This is a genomic window from Alkalibacillus haloalkaliphilus C5 (assembly GCF_000269905.1).
In the GTDB taxonomy this organism is placed as follows: domain Bacteria; phylum Bacillota; class Bacilli; order Bacillales; family Alkalibacillaceae; genus Alkalibacillus; species Alkalibacillus haloalkaliphilus_A.
The window spans coordinates 1-19,875 of record NZ_AKIF01000040.1 but is presented as its reverse complement, the minus strand read 5'-3'; the positions used below and the strand labels follow the sequence as shown (position 1 = coordinate 19,875).

22 protein-coding genes and 3 pseudogenes are annotated in these 19,875 nt (G+C 36.2%); 1 reads left to right on the top strand and 24 read right to left on the bottom strand.

The window, feature by feature from the left end; translation table 11 throughout:
* From A194_RS0106270 to A194_RS0106245, 6 genes are all read right to left on the bottom strand, one after another.
* The coding region (locus A194_RS0106270) for a biotin--[acetyl-CoA-carboxylase] ligase (protein ID WP_017186005.1) at positions 1-953 on the bottom strand (953 nt) is incomplete at its 3' end.
* Entirely contained in the window at positions 929-2,134 is a 1,206-nt protein-coding gene (locus A194_RS0106265; protein ID WP_017186004.1) for a CCA tRNA nucleotidyltransferase, read from the bottom strand. The genes A194_RS0106270 and A194_RS0106265, both read right to left, overlap by 25 nt.
* 11 nt (positions 2,135-2,145) lie before the next feature.
* Complete coding sequence (bshA, locus tag A194_RS0106260) at positions 2,146-3,270, bottom strand: N-acetyl-alpha-D-glucosaminyl L-malate synthase BshA (protein ID WP_017186003.1); 1,125 nt, start codon at positions 3,268-3,270, stop codon at positions 2,146-2,148.
* On the bottom strand, positions 3,263-3,679 hold the full coding sequence (mgsA, locus tag A194_RS0106255; RefSeq protein ID WP_017186002.1) for a methylglyoxal synthase: 417 nt from the start codon (positions 3,677-3,679) through the stop codon (positions 3,263-3,265). Before mgsA ends, bshA begins: the two co-directional genes overlap by 8 nt.
* 12 nt (positions 3,680-3,691) lie before the next feature.
* The gene (gene dapB, locus A194_RS0106250; protein WP_017186001.1) at positions 3,692-4,495 is read right to left on the bottom strand and encodes a 4-hydroxy-tetrahydrodipicolinate reductase; all 804 of its coding nucleotides are present in this window, start codon (positions 4,493-4,495) and stop codon (positions 3,692-3,694) included.
* Positions 4,492-4,803 carry a nucleotide pyrophosphohydrolase gene (locus tag A194_RS0106245; RefSeq protein WP_050980491.1) on the bottom strand — a complete coding sequence of 104 codons (312 nt, stop codon included), beginning with the start codon at positions 4,801-4,803 and terminating at the stop codon, positions 4,492-4,494. Before A194_RS0106245 ends, dapB begins: the two co-directional genes overlap by 4 nt.
* A gap of 218 nt (positions 4,804-5,021) precedes the next feature.
* Here A194_RS0106245 and A194_RS0106240 point away from each other — a divergent pair, with 218 nt between their 5' ends.
* Entirely contained in the window at positions 5,022-5,888 is an 867-nt protein-coding gene (locus A194_RS0106240) for a YitT family protein (protein ID WP_017185999.1), read from the top strand.
* Positions 5,889-6,282: 394 nt separating this feature from the next.
* Here A194_RS0106240 and A194_RS0106235 read toward each other — a convergent pair whose 3' ends face one another.
* From A194_RS0106235 to A194_RS0106155, 18 genes and pseudogenes are all read right to left on the bottom strand, one after another.
* Positions 6,283-6,963, bottom strand: coding sequence for a zinc metallopeptidase (locus tag A194_RS0106235; RefSeq protein WP_017185997.1), 681 nt, complete (start codon positions 6,961-6,963; stop codon positions 6,283-6,285).
* A 48-nt stretch (positions 6,964-7,011) separates the two neighbouring features.
* A complete protein-coding gene (locus A194_RS0106230; RefSeq protein ID WP_017185996.1) occupies positions 7,012-7,200 on the bottom strand; it encodes a sporulation protein YpjB in 189 nt (62 codons plus the stop codon).
* A 37-nt stretch (positions 7,201-7,237) separates the two neighbouring features.
* A pseudogene (gene lhaT, locus A194_RS17595) lies at positions 7,238-7,817 on the bottom strand (lipoprotein heptaprenylglyceryl N-acetyltransferase LhaT).
* 70 nt (positions 7,818-7,887) lie between these two features.
* A complete protein-coding gene (locus A194_RS0106220) occupies positions 7,888-8,697 on the bottom strand; it encodes a menaquinol-cytochrome c reductase cytochrome b/c subunit (protein ID WP_017185995.1) in 810 nt (269 codons plus the stop codon).
* Between the two features lie 30 nt (positions 8,698-8,727).
* Positions 8,728-9,402, bottom strand: a complete 675-nt coding sequence (qcrB, locus tag A194_RS0106215; RefSeq protein WP_017185994.1) for a menaquinol-cytochrome c reductase cytochrome b subunit — start codon at positions 9,400-9,402, stop codon at positions 8,728-8,730.
* A gap of 3 nt (positions 9,403-9,405) precedes the next feature.
* Positions 9,406-9,914, bottom strand: a pseudogene (locus tag A194_RS17590) (Rieske (2Fe-2S) protein).
* A gap of 153 nt (positions 9,915-10,067) precedes the next feature.
* On the bottom strand, positions 10,068-10,532 hold the full coding sequence (locus tag A194_RS0106205; protein WP_017185993.1) for a DUF2487 family protein: 465 nt from the start codon (positions 10,530-10,532) through the stop codon (positions 10,068-10,070).
* A gap of 5 nt (positions 10,533-10,537) precedes the next feature.
* On the bottom strand, positions 10,538-11,092 hold the full coding sequence (locus tag A194_RS0106200; RefSeq protein ID WP_017185992.1) for a ReoY family proteolytic degradation factor: 555 nt from the start codon (positions 11,090-11,092) through the stop codon (positions 10,538-10,540).
* 17 nt (positions 11,093-11,109) lie between these two features.
* Positions 11,110-11,337 (bottom strand): annotated as a pseudogene (locus tag A194_RS21160) (tetratricopeptide repeat protein); the annotation flags it as partial.
* 8 nt (positions 11,338-11,345) lie between these two features.
* Positions 11,346-12,362: a tetratricopeptide repeat protein gene (locus A194_RS17585; protein ID WP_017185990.1), complete on the bottom strand. Its 1,017-nt coding sequence runs from the start codon at positions 12,360-12,362 to the stop codon at positions 11,346-11,348.
* Between the two features lie 23 nt (positions 12,363-12,385).
* The gene (aroA, locus tag A194_RS0106190) at positions 12,386-13,684 is read right to left on the bottom strand and encodes a 3-phosphoshikimate 1-carboxyvinyltransferase (RefSeq protein WP_017185989.1); all 1,299 of its coding nucleotides are present in this window, start codon (positions 13,682-13,684) and stop codon (positions 12,386-12,388) included.
* A gap of 17 nt (positions 13,685-13,701) precedes the next feature.
* Positions 13,702-14,808 (bottom strand): 3-dehydroquinate synthase, encoded by a 1,107-nt coding sequence (aroB, locus tag A194_RS0106185; RefSeq protein ID WP_017185988.1) that lies wholly within the window; start codon positions 14,806-14,808, stop codon positions 13,702-13,704.
* The gene (gene aroC, locus A194_RS0106180; RefSeq protein WP_017185987.1) at positions 14,808-15,971 is read right to left on the bottom strand and encodes a chorismate synthase; all 1,164 of its coding nucleotides are present in this window, start codon (positions 15,969-15,971) and stop codon (positions 14,808-14,810) included. Before aroC ends, aroB begins: the two co-directional genes overlap by 1 nt.
* A gap of 18 nt (positions 15,972-15,989) precedes the next feature.
* On the bottom strand, positions 15,990-16,763 hold the full coding sequence (locus tag A194_RS0106175) for a CheR family methyltransferase (protein ID WP_017185986.1): 774 nt from the start codon (positions 16,761-16,763) through the stop codon (positions 15,990-15,992).
* Positions 16,764-16,926: 163 nt separating this feature from the next.
* Positions 16,927-17,373 (bottom strand): nucleoside-diphosphate kinase, encoded by a 447-nt coding sequence (ndk, locus tag A194_RS0106170; RefSeq protein ID WP_017185985.1) that lies wholly within the window; start codon positions 17,371-17,373, stop codon positions 16,927-16,929.
* Positions 17,374-17,446: 73 nt separating this feature from the next.
* Positions 17,447-18,412 (bottom strand): polyprenyl synthetase family protein, encoded by a 966-nt coding sequence (locus A194_RS0106165; protein WP_017185984.1) that lies wholly within the window; start codon positions 18,410-18,412, stop codon positions 17,447-17,449.
* Between the two features lie 21 nt (positions 18,413-18,433).
* Positions 18,434-19,138 (bottom strand): demethylmenaquinone methyltransferase, encoded by a 705-nt coding sequence (locus A194_RS0106160; RefSeq protein WP_017185983.1) that lies wholly within the window; start codon positions 19,136-19,138, stop codon positions 18,434-18,436.
* Between the two features lie 80 nt (positions 19,139-19,218).
* Entirely contained in the window at positions 19,219-19,830 is a 612-nt protein-coding gene (locus tag A194_RS0106155) for a heptaprenyl diphosphate synthase component 1 (protein ID WP_017185982.1), read from the bottom strand.
* Positions 19,831-19,875: the final 45 nt, after the last annotated feature.

The following is a 19,875-nucleotide window of genomic DNA, read 5'->3' as shown; positions in this document are numbered from 1 at the left end:
GAATATAATAAGTGTTCTTGACCTTTTTCGTCGACGACTTTAAGAGCTCCATCTTCATGGATGCCGATTAGTTTAGCATTCCATTCACCTTGCGCTCGAACTGTAAGCCATTCGCCCATTTTGTATGCATAACCTTCCCAATCTGACTTGATTGGCTTAAACCCATGCTCAATAAAGCGTTCATATTGCACTTCAAACTCATGAGCTATTGATTTAAATAATGTATTTAAATTGTAGTGATCGTGTGTATATACTTTTAGCGATGTGGCGTGTTCTAATACAGTGGAGCCAAAATCCGCTTCTTCGTGATTAACGTTCATACCGATTCCAATAATAATGTAATCGATCTGGTCTTGTTCAGCTTGCATTTCCGTTAAAATGCCTGCCATCTTCTTATCGCCAATAAATAAGTCATTCGGCCACTTAATTCTAATTGGTATACCATAGGTTGTCATAACGTTTGCTAATGCTACTGCAGCAACTAATGTAATTTGTGTTGCATTTTTTGGCTCTAATGAATGTGGTCTTAAGACTGTACTAAACCATAAACCTACTTTTGCTTTAGAGTCCCAATACCGTTTCATACGCCCTTTTCCTTTTGTTTGCTCACTGGCGATGACAACAGTGCCATGCTCAGCACCATCACGGGCAAATTCATGAGCTAAGTTTTGTGTTGATGTGACAGTTGGATGATAGTGTAAAGTTGAACCTAGCCACTTCGTTTCAAGTCCCCACCTTATTGCATCTTCTGATAACGACTCTGGTACATTTATGATGCGGTATCCTCTATTCGTAACAGCCTCGATCTCGTAACCAGACTTCTTTAATTCGTTCATATGTTTCCAAATGGCAGACCTTGAAATATTCAGAACTTCTGATAACTCTTGACCTGATACGTAACGATCTCGATGTTGAAAAAGAAGATTAATTAATTGCTTTCTTGTTCCTTCCATCTCTTCACCTGACTCTCTATTTCGGTTCGATTGTTTTTTAATTTACTTTGTAAAACGAGTTGCTCTATTTTCGATAAATACTCGCCAATCCAAGGACCTTTTCTCTCGTTTGGGAACATACTCATAATATCATGTCCTGTTACTGCTAAATCGCTACGAGACTTAATGGGTAATTGTTCGAACAATGTTATTAGTTCACTAGTTTCAATCTTAACTTGATCGACTATAAAAACTATTTCTACAAAATCCACAATATAATCCTGTTTTAAGTGATAGACAAGCGCCTCGTTTATTCCATTACGCTTATATTCATCATAACAATTGAGAACGTGCATACTTTCCCTTTTTAGTTTATTAGAAAGTTTGTAAGCCTTCACCCAGTCATTTAAATCATAATCTTTACTTAATAAACAAAAGGTTGCAATCATGACATTTTCAAATGGAATAGGATTCTTAACCGTCTCATTTAAACGTGTTAATAAAGAATGTTCTTCTTTGAAAAGAGGTAATGATTTATAAAGCTGAGTCGCCTTTAAACTATATAATCCTTGCTTTAATCCAACACCTTTAAACATTTTAAATAACTCAACTTGAATTCGTTCGACCGCAACGTGATTAATTAACGAACCATAATCTTTAATAGCTTCATTTACGTCATGAGCAATTTCAAAGTTTAATTGACTTGCAAACCTTACAGCTCTTAACATTCTTAATGCGTCCTCAGTGAAACGATCCTTTGGTTGGCCTACTGTATGTATTTCTTTTTGTAATAAATGCTCTTGCCCACCATGCGGGTCAATAATGTCCCCATCTAAACTCATCGCCATAGCATTAATTGTAAAATCACGCCTACTTAAGTCTAATGTGATATCACGTACGAATTCTACCGAATCAGGATGCCTAAAATCATCGTAATCTCCTTCAACTCGGTAAGTTGTCACTTCAAATTCATGTTCATCATCTAATATTAACACTGTACCATGTTCAATACCGACAGGGACTGTTCTTTCAAATAGGCTTAACATTTCATCAGGCTTAGCATTCGTAGCTATATCGATATCACCAATTGGGACATCTAACAAATAATCACGTACTGACCCACCAACAAAGTACGCTTCATAACCATTATCTTCTAATGTTTGAATGACATTTCGAGCTTTAGTAAAAGGTTCTCCTAACATAACAACCAACCCTATTCTAGTACGCGATCATAAACTGACTCATACTGTTTTACAATTTGTTCTGTTTGAAACTGATGCTCTACAATCTCTTTTGACTGACTTGAAAGCTTAATCCATAGACTTTCATCAGTTAATAAATTCACCACTTTGTCTGATACACACTCTAAATCACCTAACGGGCAAATAAAGCCATTTACTCCATCATCAATTACTTCTGGAATACCGCCAACTTTAGTCCCAACACAAGGAACCCCTTGACTCATCGCTTCTAATAATACAAGGCCAAAACTTTCTTTTTCTGATAACAACAACTTAACATCACTAATCTTCAATAGATCTTGGATATTATCTTGCCTTCCTAAAAAGATTACGTCGTCTTGTAAATTTAAATCAATTACTTTTTGCCTTACCTTACTATACTCAGGTCCGTCTCCAACTAAAAGCAGTGTAGATTGAACGTGGTCCCTTACTTTACTAAAAGCTTCAACGACTTGATCAACCCGTTTTACTTTTCTAAAATTCGAAATATGAATGACGACTTTTTCATCCATATTGATCCCTAAACGTCGCTTTAAGTCATCATCATAAGCTGGTATACGTTCTTCCGAGTCAATAAAATTATGAACAACTTGTATATCTGTATCGGTTTCGAATACTTCTTGTGTTTGTGTTTTTAGACTTTCTGAAACGGCCGTAACAGCATCTGATTGTTCAATCGCAAAACGAATCATGTTTTGTAAGCTATCATCGATTCCTAATACGGTTATATCAGTTCCGTGTAAAGTTGTAACAATCTTCACGTCTCGCTTGGCCATTTGCTTAGCAAATAATGAACAAATGGCATGAGGGACCGCATAGTGAGCATGAATAATATCAAGTTGCTCACGGTCTACGACTTCAGCTATTTTGTTAGCAAGTGATAAATCATAAGGTGGATGTTTAAAAACAGGGTAATTCGCCACTTCTACTTCATGAAAATAAATATTAGGATAAAGACGCTTCAGTCTAAATGGCATCGTTGTTGAAATGAAATGAACTTCATATTGTTGCTCGGCTAAAAAGATGCCTAATTCAGTAGCGACTACTCCCGAGCCCCCGACTGTTGGATAACAAACGATCCCAATTCGTTTACTCATTATATATACCTACCGATTCTTTAATCGTACGCCATTCTAGCCACCCGCTATTTAATCCGCGAATAATAATTTCTGCAGTTGCTTCATTCGTTGCAACAGGAATTCTATAAACGTCACACAATCTTAGCAATGCCGTTACATCAGGTTCATGTGGTTGAGCTGTTAGTGGGTCACGGAAGAATACAACTAAATCTAAATCATCTTCAGCGATTTTAGCACCAATTTGCTGGTCACCACCTAAAGGGCCTGATTGTAACCTTTTCACATCTAGACCAACTTCATCCATAATTTGTTTTCCTGTAGTGCCTGTTGCAAATAATTCATGCTGTTGGAAGATAGGTTTATATGCTGTAATAAAATTGATTAAGCTTTGCTTTCTATGATCGTGTGCTATTAACGCAATTTTCATTGAAATCACCTACTATTCCATTAAATTTTCTAAACCGTATACGTAATCATCCATTTCCATTACTTGTTCCACTGCAAATTGGACTCCACTCATAAATGAGTAACGATCCATTGAGCTATGGGTGATTTTTAAAGTTTGACCTGTTTGTCCAAACGTTACTTCTTGTTCAGCGATGTATCCAGGTAAACGAACACTATGAATTCTAAACCCATCATACTCAGCCCCACGAGCTCCTTCAATTGTTTCTTTTTCTTCTGAGTGACCTTGTTGTTCTGTTTGCCTCACCTCCCGGATCATTTGCGCCGTTTTAACAGCTGTACCAGATGGTGCGTCTAGCTTTTGGTCATGGTGCTTTTCAATAATTTCAACATTAGGGAAATACTTTGCCGCCATTTGGGAGAAGCGCATCATTAAAACAGCTCCCATTGCGAAGTTTGGGGCGATGACAATACCTGTTTTGTTTTCATTACTTAATTGCTTTAAAGTCGATAATTGCTCTTCAGAAAAACCTGAGGTACCTACAACTGGTCTAACATGATGTAACAATGCTAAATGAGTGTTCTCATAACCAACCTCTGGATTTGTTAAGTCAATTAAAACATCAGCATTTAACTCATCAAACGCCTCACTTGATTCAGTATATATAGGAGCATCGAGATTCGGTAAGTTGTCTATATCTTTTACCGATAACCCATTATGTTTACGATCAATACAACCGACTAAGTTAAAATGGTCTGTTCTTTCAATTAGTTTTAATGCTTCTGTACCCATTTTACCTCTTGGGCCTGCTAAAATAATGTTGATTGTTTCTGTCATGATTCATTCTCCTTTTTAGTCCAGCGATTTTGATCTCTTTTTTCTATTTTTGACATACTTATATCAAATGCTTCATTTAAGTCAATATCTAAAGAGTTAGCCATTGTTATGATGACAAATAGTAAATCACCAAGCTCTTCTTCGAGTTTTTTATCTTCTTCAGACGACTTTTTCGGCTTCTCTCCATAGTAATGATTCACTTCTCGGGCTAATTCACCCATTTCTTCTGTTAGACGTGCCATCATAGCTAATGGTGAGAAATAACCTTCTTCAAATTGACTTATAAATGCATGAACACGTTTTTGCATCTCTTCTGCAGTATGTTGCTCTGTCACTTGAAATCACTTCCTCTATATAATCTAACATAATGTTAGCTAACAAATAAGAATTTGACAAATTATTAATATTAATTTTTCACTTTTTTCTTTATCCTGCTAATGAAATGCTCAGTTACTAGAGCAAATTGATGTGTTGGCTAATATTGGATATAATAATTTGAGTGATTACAGCAGACGGAGGGTTATTAATGTTAAACGGCATTAAAGCGAAGAATATACTATTTATATTAATCGGAGCTGCCATTTTCTCTTTTGGTATTGTTAACTTTAATATGCAAAACAACTTATCAGAAGGTGGATTTACGGGGATTACATTGTTATTGTACTTTTTATTTTCTTGGGACCCTGGAATTATGAATTTAATTTTAAATATCCCCGTTTTCTTTATTGGTTTAAAACTATTAGGAAGAATTACATTTGTATATACTGTCATTGGTACAGTTGCTGTGTCGATCTTTTTATGGGTATTTCAAGCCTACCCAGCTTTTTCATTACAAGATGACATGACGCTAGCTGCTTTATTTGCCGGGACATTTATCGGGGTTGGTTTAGGAATTATCTTTAGGTTCGGAGGTACAACAGGTGGTGTAGACATTATCGCAAGACTTGTCCATAAATACATCGGCTGGAGTATGGGGCGAACAATGTTTTTATTTGATGCCATTGTCATTGTCGCATCGGTTGTCTTTTACTTAAATGAAGTCGAAGGGATGTATACGTTAGTAGCTGTATTTATCGGGGCAAGAATTATTGACTTCATTCAAGAAGGTGCATATGCGGCAAGAGGTACTACAATCATATCTGATCATAGTGAAAAGCTTGCAGAAGGAATTACAGAGCAAATGGATCGTGGCGTTACGATCTTGAACGGAAAAGGCTACTACACTGGTAAAGACCGTCAAGTTTTGTATTGTGTTGTAGGTAAAAATGAAATCGTCAAATTAAAAAACATTATTCATGAAATTGACCCGCATGCTTTTGTTTCAGTATCCACGGTACATGATGTGTTAGGTGAAGGATTTACATTAGATGAAAACAAAAAACCGATTGATTAGTTTAAATTTAAGCTTTTAAAACTATGTCGTAAATATTTAGATTAAAGTAAAGCTTAATCATACCGCAGTGGAAATACACTTCGCTTTCCATGGGCACGGCCTCAACTTCCCAAAACTCACTGCCGTATCGTTTTGGGTGATTTTCGGCTCGCGCTGTTCCCATTGGAGTCTTCGTGTATTTCCACTGCTGGACTATTTTACTTTTGAGTTTAGTCGTAAAACCCAAACCAAATACGACAAAAGTCAAAAAGTAAATTGTTTTATAAGTTGAGGCTCTAATTCATTATTTAGTCTAATAGCCAAGTTTCTGCAGTAACATCCTGTTGTATTTAAAAAATGATCCCATACTAGTATGGGATCATCTATGACTACATAGCTTTTTAAAAATTACATTTTAATCATTCATGTGCAAGAACATTAGAATGAAACGGATTAGTTCCATTAATGCTACAACCGCACCTGCAACATAAGTCCAAGCTGCAGCATCTAACACTTTTTTAGTCTCACGATGTTCTGCACTTCCAATAATACCAGAACCGACCATCTGACCCATCGCACGATTAGAAGCATCAAATTCTACTGGTAAAGTGACAAGTTGGAACAATACAGCAAACGCCATAAAGATAATACCAACTAAGAACATTTGCATAGAAGTAAATAAAATACCCGCAATAATGAAGAAGAACGATGCATTTGAACCGAAACTCGCGATTGGTACCAAGGCATGTCTAAAACGTAAAAATGCATAACCTTCTGCATCTTGAATAGCATGTCCAACTTCGTGAGCTGCAACTGCTGCAGCTGATTGTGATGCCTCATGGTAATTGTGTGATGATAATCGAACAACCTTTTTGCTTGGGTCATAATGATCAGAAAGAAAGCCTTTCGTTTCTTCTATTCTGACGTCATATAAACCATTTTCTTGTAAAAGTCTTTGCGCAACTTCTCTTCCAGTCATACCAGATGAAACAGCAATTTTCATATGCTTTTTGTAAGTGTTTTTTACTTTGCTTTGTGCCCAAAGAGGAAGAATTAATAAAATCGCAAAGTAAATTAAAAATGCCCCCATACTCATATCGGCTTCCCTCCATCACTTATTTCTTTATAGTCAATTTTAGTCAAGCTAATTTTGGTCGTCAATTTCTTTGCTTGTCGACTGATCCTCTTTATATTTTTTCCAACCGACATAAAATAATGTTGCAATAATAATGGAAGTCACTAGTGTAATCGTAAAAATAATTTCACTCATATCAACAACAATAGCTAAAGCATATAAAGGGATGAAAAGTATGATCAACACACTTAAACCCATTTTGAATAGCCCCTTTTAACTCATATTTATTATATGCTTATGCTAATTCGTTAGAACGTGTTCTTCTTACGACTAAAAGATACACTAGCGTGATTGATAATAAACTTAACCAAAATGTGAAATAACCGATATGCTCTTCAAATTGAGATAATGTTGGATACATCGGCATATGCCCATACACATAATCAATAACATCGTTATGTAATGTCCAAACACTTGCTACGACTAAATGTCTCATTTCAATTTTAAAGAATGGTGAATATAATAGGCTTGAATGGCCATCGCGCCATGAGAGACTATTAACATCATGGCCATTAATGAAACTGGTTGACCATGAATGAACGTTAAAATGTTCATAACGACTGCCCAAGTTCCATATTTAAACAGTGTCAACATAGCCAAAGCTTCTATATACTTAAAGTTTTTATTAAGTAAGAATCCGATTAAAACAAATACAAAAAACATGGAGGCTGTAGGGCTGTCTGGTACAAATGTATAAAGATTGTTGGAGTGATCTCTAATTGATAACGATACCAATAGAAGCCATAAATTGTTCCAAAGGTATTTATGATTAACAACAAGAACAGAATACGTCGATCCATCAATAAATAAATCATGTTACTACTCCTATAAATTACGTCATATGTATGCAAAAAGCTGACTTATTACAAGTCAGCTTTTTTGTCATTATTCTTCTGTATCTTCGTCTCCACCTTCACCGTCATCAGTTTCAGTGTTTTCTACAATAAAGTTAGCTAATTGTTCTAGCTCTTCATCCGTACCTTCAAACATACCGGCTGGCATGTCACCAATACCTTCAACAGCTATTTCCATAATTGCATCAGGTGGTGTTGGCAAATCTAGAAGATCTGGGCCTAAACCTGGTTCACCTTCTAAATCGCCACCATGACAGCTCATACAGTTTTGAGCATAAACCTCATACCCTGGATGGGTTTCATCAACTTCATGCTCTACCATATTATCTACTGAATACTCTTCACGAGTTTCCCAATCGACCGCTACAACTGATTCATAAGTTAACCAAATTGTCGCAAGTACACCGATTAACATCATACCAGTTGCAATCGGACGTTGAGATGGACGGCGGCCTGGTTTTGTATCTAAGAATGGCGCTAATAATAAAGCACCAAAAGCTAAACCTGGTATACCAACCGTACCAATAACGACATACTCAGCCGCAGCAAATTCAAACTTTAACAATTCATATAAGAACAAGAAGTACCAGTCTGGTAAAGGGATATATGCAGCATTGTTAGGGTCAGCTTGCTGCTCTAATGCTACTGGTGTAGCAGCAACATAACATAAAAATCCGATTAAGAATACTGCACCTACTAACCATTCTTTTAATAAATAGTTCGGCCAAAAGGCTTCCGTTCTACCAGGATACTCAGAGTAATCTTTTGGAATCGTATTACGTTGTTCTTTGTCTTGGACACGTGAGTCTCCGACAAATTTCATTCCTTTTCCTCTATGCACAGTGTTCCCTCCTTATCATCAGATTTCTTCTTATAGTGGACCTGAGATTCCTTGACGACGAATCATAATAAAGTGTAATGCCATTAGCCCAAACAGAGCTGCTGGTAAGAAGAATACATGAATCGCAAAGAATCTTGTTAGGGTCTGTGCACCAACAATTTCTGGATCACCTGCAAGTAATGTCTTAATATCCGTACCAATGACAGGAACACTCTCTGCAATTTCAAGACCTACTTGAGTTGCGAAGAATGCTTTGTTATCCCATGGTAATAGGTATCCAGTAAACCCTAGTCCAAACATTACGAAGAATAGTAACACACCAACAATCCAGTTTAATTCACGTGGTTTCTTATAAGCACCTTGGAAGAATACGCGTAAAGTATGTAAGAAGATCATTACAATTACGACACTAGCTCCCCAGTGGTGCATACCGCGAACAATCTGTCCATGTGCCACTTGTGATTGTAGATACTGAACTGAATGCCAAGCATTCTCAATATCTGGAACATAGTACATTGTTAAAAACATACCTGATAATACCTGAATGACAGTAACAAAGAATGTTAAACCACCAAAGCAATATACAAATGCTGAAAAGTGGTGTGCTGGGTTTACGTGTTCAGGTACTTCGTGGTCAGCGATATCGCGCCAAATAGGCGTAATATCTAGCCGTTCATCAACCCAGTCATATAACTTCTGTAGCATCAATTACGCCCCCTCTCGTGGATTCGCTCTACCTAGATATAATCGACCGTCTTCAATACGATACTCATAGGCATGTAGTGGTCCTTCTGGTGGTGTACCAGGATGTTAACTCCATTCTTGTCGTAACGACCATAGTGACAAGGACAGAAGAACTCATTATCATGATCACCTGTTTCCCAGTCGACAACACAACCTAAGTGAGTACAGATAGGAGATAGTGCTAAGATGTCTCCATTTTCGTCTCGATAAATCCATGCAGTACGTTCAGCTTCTGTATCATACCAACCGTCTTGTTGGTCAATGTAGAATGTCTTACGTTGTGGCTCGGTAGTAATTTCATCAACATCCATTACATATTCAAATTCATCTGAACCGTCAGCCTGTAACAACGGATCGACAGCCATACCAACCATTGGTGCAACAACTGCCGCACCCATGAAGCCGCCTACACCTGTCAGCGTGTAGTTTAAGAACTGCCTACGAGAGACTTGATTGTTTTTCTTTTCGCTCATGTCTTTCCCCCTCTATCCATCTGATCAACGAACAGGGTTTTTCACATATTTATTAGGACAATATAATGATAGCGTATCCCTCAACATCGGTCAATAAAAACAACAGATTGAATAGAAAAATGTCACAATTTCTTTACAAGATTGTCATAAATCTTACTCGTCCCATTGCTCTTTAATCAAGTCTTCTATTTCACTGACTTGTGATTGAACTAATTGTTGGGTTTCTACTTGATTTAAATCACCTTGTTGGGGTGCTGGTAACCATATTAATTCTGCATCAATTTTTGAACTGTATTTTCGCCACTTTTTATCAAAAGTAAACAAAAATATATGTTTGAATGGTTGCTCATTAACATGGTTAACAACTGTTTCTAAACGCTCATATTCATCTTCTAGTTTGTTTTGTTTAAGGTAATTATATACAGGCAATAAAAAAACTCGGCCTTTTAATTGCTTTTCAATTTGAGTCATAAATATTTGCATGACCTCATGTTGGTAAGCCAGCTTACTTAACTCATCATCATCTTCAAATGAGAATGGCATTAAAGGCATAATAGCAGAATCAATATACTCTTTAGCTTTAGTATAATTCTGCACATCTTGATGCATCCATTTCATATCAGCTACCTCCTATTTTGATCCTCTGCTTGCTGGTTATTTAGTAAGGAACTGTAAAAATTAAAAGATTTCAAATCTCCTTCATCTAAAGCTTGGTCAATTTTTGATTTTAATTCTAAAATGTATTGTTCATTTGTTATATAGTTTAACAGTAGATCAATTTCCTTGTAATCAGAGTCCTTCAAATAGTAATCATCAGGTAGAAACGGATTATCCTCTAGTACAGAAATATACTCTTCTGAATTTCTAACCCCTTCGAAATTCATTTCTACATATAAAGGTTCCCCATGATTCATTCTAATATCATGAAAAGCCTTTTCGACCTCATTGGTTACAACATGTTCTTTGTAAAAACGAAACGGCCTTTCTTCCCCCTCTTGAACAGATATAATCATGCTTCTTGGGCATAGATGAGCCTCGAATACAAAGTGCAAGTTATTTAACAACTCATCACGCTTTAATAAATAATCAAAAAGCCATACAATTTCACGCTTAGGCAAGTCATATTGATCTAAAAACCAATCAATAAATGCTTTTTTTTGTAATGGTGAGATTTCCATATCGTCCCCCCTCTTACTTACTGTTCTTGCATTCTCATAATGAACTCCTGAACTTCCTCATCATCTGGGATGATTGTTAAGTAAGCATTTAAAATATTAAACGCCTTTTGAAGGTCCCCTTCTTCTACTAGGAACATACCGTATTCTTTTAAGAAATCTGGTTCTTCACTATAAGTGAGTGCAGCTTGTTCAAAATGTTTTTTAGCAAGGTCAAATTGCTCTAGTTCATTATAAACTTGTGCTGCTCTCCAATTTAAGACAACTGGATAACCTCATAACTCATCAGCTGATCAACTAAATCTTTTGCTTGTTCGTACTGCTCATTTTCAAAATAAATATTTATTAGTAACTCTACTCCGTCTTCATAAGCAGGGTCAATCGCTAATGCTTCTTGTAAATAAGTAACCGCTTCTTCCTGCTTATTTAACTTCAATGCATATTGAGCAGCTAATAAATATAGTTCATTGTTATGCTCATCTTTATTAATACCTTGTACCGTTGTATCAAAAGCTTCTTGCAGTGCTCCTTCTTCATAAAAGGCTCTAGCTAACATTGGATAAACACTTGTATATTCAGGGTCTAAATCAATCAGTTGATTCCAAACTTTAGTACAAATATCAAATCGTTCAATTTGATAGGCTGTGTAACCGTATTTGAATAATTGATCAGGTGTTTCTAGTTCAATTAATTCAAAATAATTAAGTGCTTCTTCCCAGTCACCGACTGAAGATAACGATTCAGCCAATCGTTCTTTAATGTTAACAACATCAATACTTGGTGCTTCCTTGTCTACTTTTTTATAAAAAGGAATTGATTTTTGGTATTCGCCATTAGAGAACGCTAACTCTGCCAATGCTAAATCAATAATTGGTTCTTCCGAATCGATTGATTTTGCTTCTTTAAGCTTTTGTTCAGCCACTTCAAACAATCCTTGAGATTGATAAAAATCAGCTAATTGTACTAGGGCTGTCGTATAAAACTCTGAGTCTTCTTTTATTTCTCCAAGAGTTTCTAATACTAACTCGTCTTCTCCTAAGTCAGTATAAATTTCGGCTAACAGCAATCTAATTTGGTCATCATCTGGGTATAACAGAAGCATATCTTCATAAACATCTCTTGCATCATTTAGCAAGCCCCATTCATGAAGTAATTGCGCAATATCGAATCGCTCTGCATCTTCGGCTTCTGCAACATAACTCTTTAACAGTTGCACAGCTTCGTTAACTTTTCCTTCCTCTTTAAGTGTCAATGCTTCGCTAATTGTTTCCATAACTTAAATTCACCTTTCTATTTTCACAGTTCAATTTCCTTCATGATTAATCTCATATCTTCAAAAAATGTTGGATAGGAGACATTAATACAATCCGTTTCATCAATTGTAACAGGTTCATCACTTATGATTGAAGCAATAACAGCCATCATCGCCATACGGTGGTCATTCTTAGATTGGACAGAACCACCCCTTAATTCTGTAGGACCTTTAACTACCATTTGATCTTCTGATGAAAAGACTGTTGTCCCAAGGTTTTGTAATATGCTAACTGTCGCCTCAATTCGGTCTGTTTCTTTATAACGTAATTCTTTAATATGGTTAATTTTCATTTCACCTTTAGTTTGAGTTGCAATAAGAGCTAATAAAGGTATTTCATCAACCATACTTGGAATCTCCTGTTCTGTAATGGTTGTCGGAATGAGCTCTGAATATGCTACTTCTATAGTACCAACAGGCTCGTCTCCAATATAACGTTCAACGGAAACGTTAATATTAGCTCCCATTCGCTTTAACACATTCACAAGTCCCATACGCGTTGAGTTAACCCCTACTTCTTCGAGGATTAAATGGCTACCTGGTGTTATAACTGCAGCTGCGATCCAAAATGCAGCTGATGATTGGTCGCCAGGTACAGTAATATTTGTTGAATATAGTGATTGTTTTCCATTAATCTTAATGTGTTGACCGTCAACTTCAACAGAGCCACCAAAAGCTGATAACATTTTTTCAGTATGGTCTCTTGTCGGATTATTTTCAATGACCGTAGTTGTTCCGTTTGTTAGTAATCCAGCTAACAAGATTGATGATTTAACTTGAGCACTGTCTACTGGTAAACGATAAGTAATCGGCTGCAATTGTCCACCATTTACTTGCAATGGTAGTTTATTTTCTTCTTTCATCGAGAGGAATTGAGCCCCCATCTCTGTTAATGGATTAAGGACTCTCCCCATAGGACGATTAATTAATGATTCATCACCATTTAGATGGATGTTAAAAGGTAATGCTGACAACAATCCAATTAAAAGCCTTGTTGTCGTGCCCGAGTTACCCATATCTAGTGTAGTATTGGGCTGTCTTAATGAGTTGACACCTTTACCTAATACTTTAACTAGTTCACCATTTTCACTAATATGTACCCCTAATGATTTAAACGCTTCAATCGTCCTTCGACAATCTTCTGAGTGTAAAAAACGATTAATGACTGTTTCCCCGTCTGCGATTGACGCTAACATAACAGCTCTATGGGAAATCGATTTATCACCAGGAACTTTAACCTTCCCATTGATTAAGCCACCTTTATAATGAAATTGCTCTGCCAAATAATCCCTCCTCGGCTCTAACATAACGTCTTTATATTTGGGGTTTGTGATATATAACTAATAAACCCTTCTAAGTAGGATTCGATTACTTTTTGATCAAAATGTTTAACATAAGGGTTTCCATAAGTTGTTAACAAAATAAGCGCGATTTGTTGATTATCATTCTTTTTATCCGCTAACATGGATGTGATTAATTTTTCACTTTCCCATTTACTAATAGTTAACTTATATCCTAATGATGTTAACCAATCAATTAATGGTTGAGTGAGTAAGTTAGATTGGCCTCTTCCGTTCTCTAGATCAGAAACGTATAAGTCAAACAGAATTCCAATCATAACAGATTCACCATGGGTTACAGAATGACTTGAATAAACTGATTCAATTGCATGACCTAATGTGTGTCCCAAATTTAAATATTGCCTAATATTAGATTCACGTTCATCATTTTCTACTATTTCTCGTTTAACGTGTATAGAGTTTTCAAGAATGTTAGAAAAGTCAGGGTCATGAATAGAAATTTGCGATTTATCCATCAACCTTTCAAGTAAAGAACCATTTTGAATTAAACCATGTTTAATAACTTCAGCTAAACCCGATCTAAATTCTCTGTCGCTCAACGTCGCTAACATGTCTTGGTCATAGATTACGAGGTCAGGTTGGTAAAACTGACCGATTACATTTTTTACATTAGATAGGTTAATTGCGACTTTACCCCCAACACTACTGTCATGCGCTAACAACGTAGATGGCATTTGTATGAATCCGATTCCTCTCATATATGTTGAAGCGACAAACCCAGCTAGGTCACCGACAACACCCCCACCTAATGCTAATACAGCAGAATTACGATCCAACTGCTCATCTTGCAAAAACTGCTGAATTCGTTCAAATTCAGTAAACGACTTGGAACGTTCACCTGCTTGTACTACATAGTTAACAGTTGAAACGTATGGAGACAACGCATATGTAACATCATTCAAGTAAAAGTTCGCTACATTTTCATCTGTAATAATAGCGACTTTGTTGAACTGAAATGATTTGATGAGAGTACCAATCTCATATCTTAAATCTGAACCGATTAAAATACGATACCTTTTAGAAGTGTTAACGTTAATCTCTCTCATTAAAACGTTCTAATCCTTTCTCGATACTCATTAACTGATTGCTTTAATTGATCCATGTAATCTGATGGAAACTGTTCAATTATAGAACTTGCAACTTCCCAAGCGACAACATGTTCCATAACAACAGCTGCTGCAGGTACAGCACAACTGTCAGAACGCTCAATGCTAGCTTGAAACGGTTCTTTCGAATTAATATCTACACTTTCTAAAGGCTTATATAATGTTGGGATTGGTTTCATAACCCCTTTAACAACAATTGGCATCCCTGTCGTCATACCACCTTCAAAGCCACCTAAGTTATTCGTCTTACGATAGTAACCACGTTGTTCGTCATATCCGATTTCATCGTGTGTCTCACTACCACGTGTACGAGCTGCTTCAAAACCAATGCCGAACTCAGCACCTTTAAATGCATTAATACTAACGACAGCACCTGCAATCTTAGAATCTAATTTCCGGTCAAAATGTACGTAGGAACCTAACCCTGCTGGTACTCCTTCAACCGTTACCTCCACGACTCCGCCGATTGAATCACCATCTTGTTTTGCTTGGTCAATCACGTGCTTCATTTCTTCTTCTTTTGAATCATCAATGACACGTACTGGCGACTCGTTAGATTTCTTGATCTTCTCTTCAACTGACATAGGAATATCACTAGCTTTTATGCCATGTATCTCTTTTACGTATCCTACAATATTAATATCTAATTCTTTTAATATCTGTTTAGCAATTGAACCAGCCGCAACACGTGCTGCTGTCTCACGTGCCGATGAACGTTCTAACACGTTTCTCATATCACGGTGATTATATTTTAAAGCACCATTTAGATCAGCATGTCCAGGTCGAGGTTTTGTCACTTGACGTCTAATATGTTGATCTTCTTCAATGGGGGCTTCACCCATAATATCTTCCCAGTTCTTAAAGTCGTCATTTGTAACCGCAAGCGTAATTGGTGATCCTAGTGTGTAACCATGTCGAACACCACTTAAGATCGATACTAGGTCCTTTTCAATTTTCATACGGCGCCCTCTTCCATAGCCGCCTTGCCTACGTATAAGCGACTCATTCACATCTTCTTTAAGTAAATTTAATTGAGCCGGTATACCTTCTACGATTGTCGTTAATTGTTTACCATGTGATTCCCCAGCTGTTAAATATCGCACTTTAAAACACCTCTTAAATTATTGTTTTTCATAAAAGAACGTTTCAGCTACTTCAAAGTTAAAGCTTTGGGGGTTAAAAATTTGCTCGGTACTACCGACAAACAAGACCCCACCTTCTACAAGCGATTGTGAGAACCAATCATATACTTGGTTTTTCGCATCTTCTGTGAAATAAATCAATACATTTCGACAGACGATCAAATCGTAACTTGAACGATAACGATCAGCTAATAGATTATGTTTACTAAATTGAACACATCTCTTAATTTCATCTGATAGCGAATAGAAATTACCTTTTTTATGAAAGTACTTTTCTTTTTTGTCTCGCGGAACCTCTTTCAAAGATCTCTCCGGATAAACACCTTCCATTGCTCTCTGTATAGCTAGTTCATCGATGTCTGTTGCATGAACCGTTATCTCTTCCAACGGGAAGTAATCACTTAAGATCATGGCAATTGTATAGGGTTCTTCACCTGTTGAGCAGGCTGCACTCCATACTTTTAAACGATCATTACCTTCCATTAATGTAGGAAGAACCTTCGTTCTGAATGTTTCCCATCTATTAAAGTTACGATAAAACTCTGAAACGTTAATCGTCATTCGATCTAAAAACTCAAAATATAATTGTTCGTCTTGTATTAAAGCTTTATAGTAGTCATTGAAATTAGCAAAACCACGCTTATCTCTTAACGTCGTCAGCCTTCTTTTCATTTGTTTTTCTTTATATAATGCTAAGTCAATCCCCGTTCTTTTCTTTATATCAGATATAAACGTTATGTAATCATCCCTCATAATACCTCTCCCATCGTAACACCTATTATATAATAGGTCTTATGTCTAATGCTAGAAATTACAAATAGAAATCATCTACACCTCGTTAAAGAAAAAACCAATCGTGTCAATTAAGATCACGATTGGTTAGAACTTTGTAAGTACAGACAATTAATTTGTAATATTAGTAAATCCACTGATCAGCATCTTTAGTGTAGTCAACTTGACCACCTTCACTAAAGAAAAGACCTATTTCACGTTCAGCTGATTCAGGTGAATCAGAACCGTGAATGACGTTTTTACCAACTGTTAAACCATAATCACCACGGATTGTGCCGATATCTGATTCTGCAGGGTTAGTAGCACCCATCATTTTACGTGCAGTTGTAATAACGTTTTCCCCTTCCCAAACCATAGCAAATACAGGTCCAGAAGTAATAAAGCTTGTTAACTCACCGAAGAAAGGCTTGTCTTTATGCTCACCGTAATGCTCTTCCGCTAATTCATTAGGGATTTGCATTAGTTTAGCGCCAACAAGCTTGAAACCTTTTTGTTCGAAGCGAGATACAATTTCACCTACTAAGTTTCTTTGTACACCGTCTGGTTTAACCATAATAAAAGTTCTTTCCATTGTCTTGTCACCTCTTAAATTATTTTGTTTCAAACCGTAAAAAGTTTATCAAATTTTAAGATGAAATACAATTTTAAAATTTACGTTTTCCTAAATAGCCAGCAATTTTTTGCAATGTCCGCTTCGGTTTTGTGTTAGGTAAATCATCCAACTGTTGTAGAGCTTTCCTTAAATAGGTCTGACTATATTGGAATGATTCCTCAATCGCATCAGACTTTTTTATTTGTTCAATTGCCTGATCTGCTTTAGTTATGTCACTAGGGTCATTGAAAAATTGCTCAACTTGATCGTAAATAGTTTTGTTATTAAACGCTAAAATTGTAGGCAAAGTTAAGTTACCGTTTAATAAGTCACTTCCTACAGGCTTACCTAGATCTTTTTCATTCGATGTAAAATCTAATATATCGTCAATAATTTGATAAGACATTCCTATGTAATAACCATATAAACCTAAACGTTCAACGACTTCTGGTTCACTATTAGCTGCAATAGCACCTAACCTTGTACTAGTAGCTATTAATAAAGCCGTTTTTCGCTTTATTCTTCTAAAGTAATTAAAAAGACTTTGGTCTATATCATATTTGTCTCTCAATTGCTCAATCTCACCTATACAAACTTGGTGAATTGTGTCAGATAAAACGTCATGTATTTGCTGTTCATTTTGCCCTTTGACTAATTCTAATGTTCTAGCAAAGAGGAAGTCACCTGTGTACATAGCCGTTAAGTTATCCCACTTATAATTAACAGTTGGGTGTCCTCTTCGTGTATCTGCAAAATCAATGACATCATCATGCACTAATGAAGCCATATGAATAAGCTCTAAAGCAACAGCTACATTAATTGCTTGCTTTGTATCCGATTGACCAAATTGCGACGATAACAAGACAAAAATCGGCCTAATTCGTTTACCACCAGCTTGGAGAAGATGATTTGAAGCTGTTGAGATCATCGAATGCTCTTTACCGGTAATTTGTTTCATTTTATTCTCGATTTCGTTTATATCGTCGTTCATATATTTAATAGTGGTTGCCAACTTCATCAAATTCACCTTTTTAAAAGTTTACTTTTTTCCCAAATGCATAGCTGCTGCTCCTAAAGCGAAGCTCTTAACTTTCACATCGTCAAAACCTGCTTCATAGAACATCGTTTTAAGTTTGGTTTTCCCAGGGAAGTTTTTCGTTGATTCATGTAACCATGCATATTCTTCATAACTTTTAGCGAACAACTTACCAAACAACGGCATTATATGTTTAAAGTAGAAGAAGTATAATTGCTTGAAAACAGGAAGTGTGGGCTGTGACGTTTCTAGACAGACTACTTGACCACCTGGTTTAACGACACGGTACATTTCTTTTAACACTTGCATATAGTCTGGAACATTCCTTAAACCAAACCCGATTGTTACATAGTCAAAACTATTGTCTTCATATGGAAGAGACATTGCATCGCCGTGTACGAACGTTACTTGATTCGCACTTTGTTCCCGTTTCTTATCTTCTCCTACTGACAACATGTTTTGACTAAAGTCTAGTCCTACTACATTGCCCTTAGGCCCTACAGAATCAGCTAACGCTAAAGTCCAGTCCCCTGTACCACAACAAACATCTAAGCAGTGGGATCCTTTCTCAACATTCATTTGTTTCATGACACTTTTGCGCCATGCTTTATGACGTTGAAACGAGATTATGGAGTTCATCCGGTCGTACCTTTTATATATTTTCTCGAAGACGTTATGTACTTTCTCTGATTTCGTATTTGGGTCCATCTATTTCTCTACTCCTACTTACACGTTTTATAATTAACTTAATCAATGTTATTAAAAAGCTCCATTCCCATTATAAAAATTTAACGTTGCTCAATAACTTGTTTAATTTCATTTTGTTGATTATTAATTAACTGAGTAAACCACGGCAAATAATTATGAAGGCTTAAAATTTTACTTTGTATTTCAGGTAGCCAGCTATCTTCATAACTCTCGATCTCGTAATAATTAGCAATTCCATAAAACAAGTGTGAATAAACATTAATTACTTGTTCAACCCACTCATTAGGCGTAAATTGTTTATGTAATAAGTCTACTTTATATTCATTGATTCTTTTTATGTACGGTAAAAAATGATAGAGAGCGTTCGTTAGTTCCGCATTAGAAAGTAGTTTATAAAATAAAGAACTGTGATAATCCCCCAGTAATACTTTGAGTTGGTTATCTTTTAACTCTTCTTGAGAACTACTTTCGTTAAAGTGTTGATCAACTATGTCATGAACGTTTAGTGATACTTGCATATTGACTAGCGCGTCTGCAATAATATGGTCTTGTTGATCAACAAGCTTATATATATACCACATATAATCTTCAACAAATACTTGGTCATACAAGACTTCATCGATATAAGGATGCTTATACCGTATCAAGAACTCACTTTTCACGTTATTTATGTTTTCAAAATGCGATTGCATATATAATCACCTTTTTAACCTAATTAAATAGGTTTAATATCTCTC

Coding starts and splice junctions, on each gene's coding strand:
- A194_RS0106265 (WP_017186004.1), bottom strand. CDS start 2,134: ATGTTAGGAGAACCTTTTACTAAAGCTCGAAATGTCATTCAAACATTA.
- bshA (WP_017186003.1), bottom strand. CDS start 3,270: ATGAGTAAACGAATTGGGATCGTTTGTTATCCAACAGTCGGGGGCTCG.
- mgsA (WP_017186002.1), bottom strand. CDS start 3,679: ATGAAAATTGCGTTAATAGCACACGATCATAGAAAGCAAAGCTTAATC.
- dapB (WP_017186001.1), bottom strand. CDS start 4,495: ATGACAGAAACAATCAACATTATTTTAGCAGGCCCAAGAGGTAAAATG.
- A194_RS0106245 (WP_050980491.1), bottom strand. CDS start 4,803: ATGCAAAAACGTGTTCATGCATTTATAAGTCAATTTGAAGAAGGTTAT.
- A194_RS0106240 (WP_017185999.1), top strand. CDS start 5,022: ATGTTAAACGGCATTAAAGCGAAGAATATACTATTTATATTAATCGGA.
- A194_RS0106235 (WP_017185997.1), bottom strand. CDS start 6,963: ATGAGTATGGGGGCATTTTTAATTTACTTTGCGATTTTATTAATTCTT.
- A194_RS0106230 (WP_017185996.1), bottom strand. CDS start 7,200: ATGGGTTTAAGTGTGTTGATCATACTTTTCATCCCTTTATATGCTTTA.
- qcrB (WP_017185994.1), bottom strand. CDS start 9,402: ATGCTACAGAAGTTATATGACTGGGTTGATGAACGGCTAGATATTACG.
- A194_RS0106205 (WP_017185993.1), bottom strand. CDS start 10,532: ATGAAATGGATGCATCAAGATGTGCAGAATTATACTAAAGCTAAAGAG.
- A194_RS0106200 (WP_017185992.1), bottom strand. CDS start 11,092: ATGGAAATCTCACCATTACAAAAAAAAGCATTTATTGATTGGTTTTTA.
- A194_RS17585 (WP_017185990.1), bottom strand. CDS start 12,362: ATGGAAACAATTAGCGAAGCATTGACACTTAAAGAGGAAGGAAAAGTT.
- aroB (WP_017185988.1), bottom strand. CDS start 14,808: ATGAGAGAGATTAACGTTAACACTTCTAAAAGGTATCGTATTTTAATC.
- A194_RS0106175 (WP_017185986.1), bottom strand. CDS start 16,763: ATGAGGGATGATTACATAACGTTTATATCTGATATAAAGAAAAGAACG.
- ndk (WP_017185985.1), bottom strand. CDS start 17,373: ATGGAAAGAACTTTTATTATGGTTAAACCAGACGGTGTACAAAGAAAC.
- A194_RS0106165 (WP_017185984.1), bottom strand. CDS start 18,412: ATGAAGTTGGCAACCACTATTAAATATATGAACGACGATATAAACGAA.
- A194_RS0106160 (WP_017185983.1), bottom strand. CDS start 19,138: ATGGACCCAAATACGAAATCAGAGAAAGTACATAACGTCTTCGAGAAA.
- A194_RS0106155 (WP_017185982.1), bottom strand. CDS start 19,830: ATGCAATCGCATTTTGAAAACATAAATAACGTGAAAAGTGAGTTCTTG.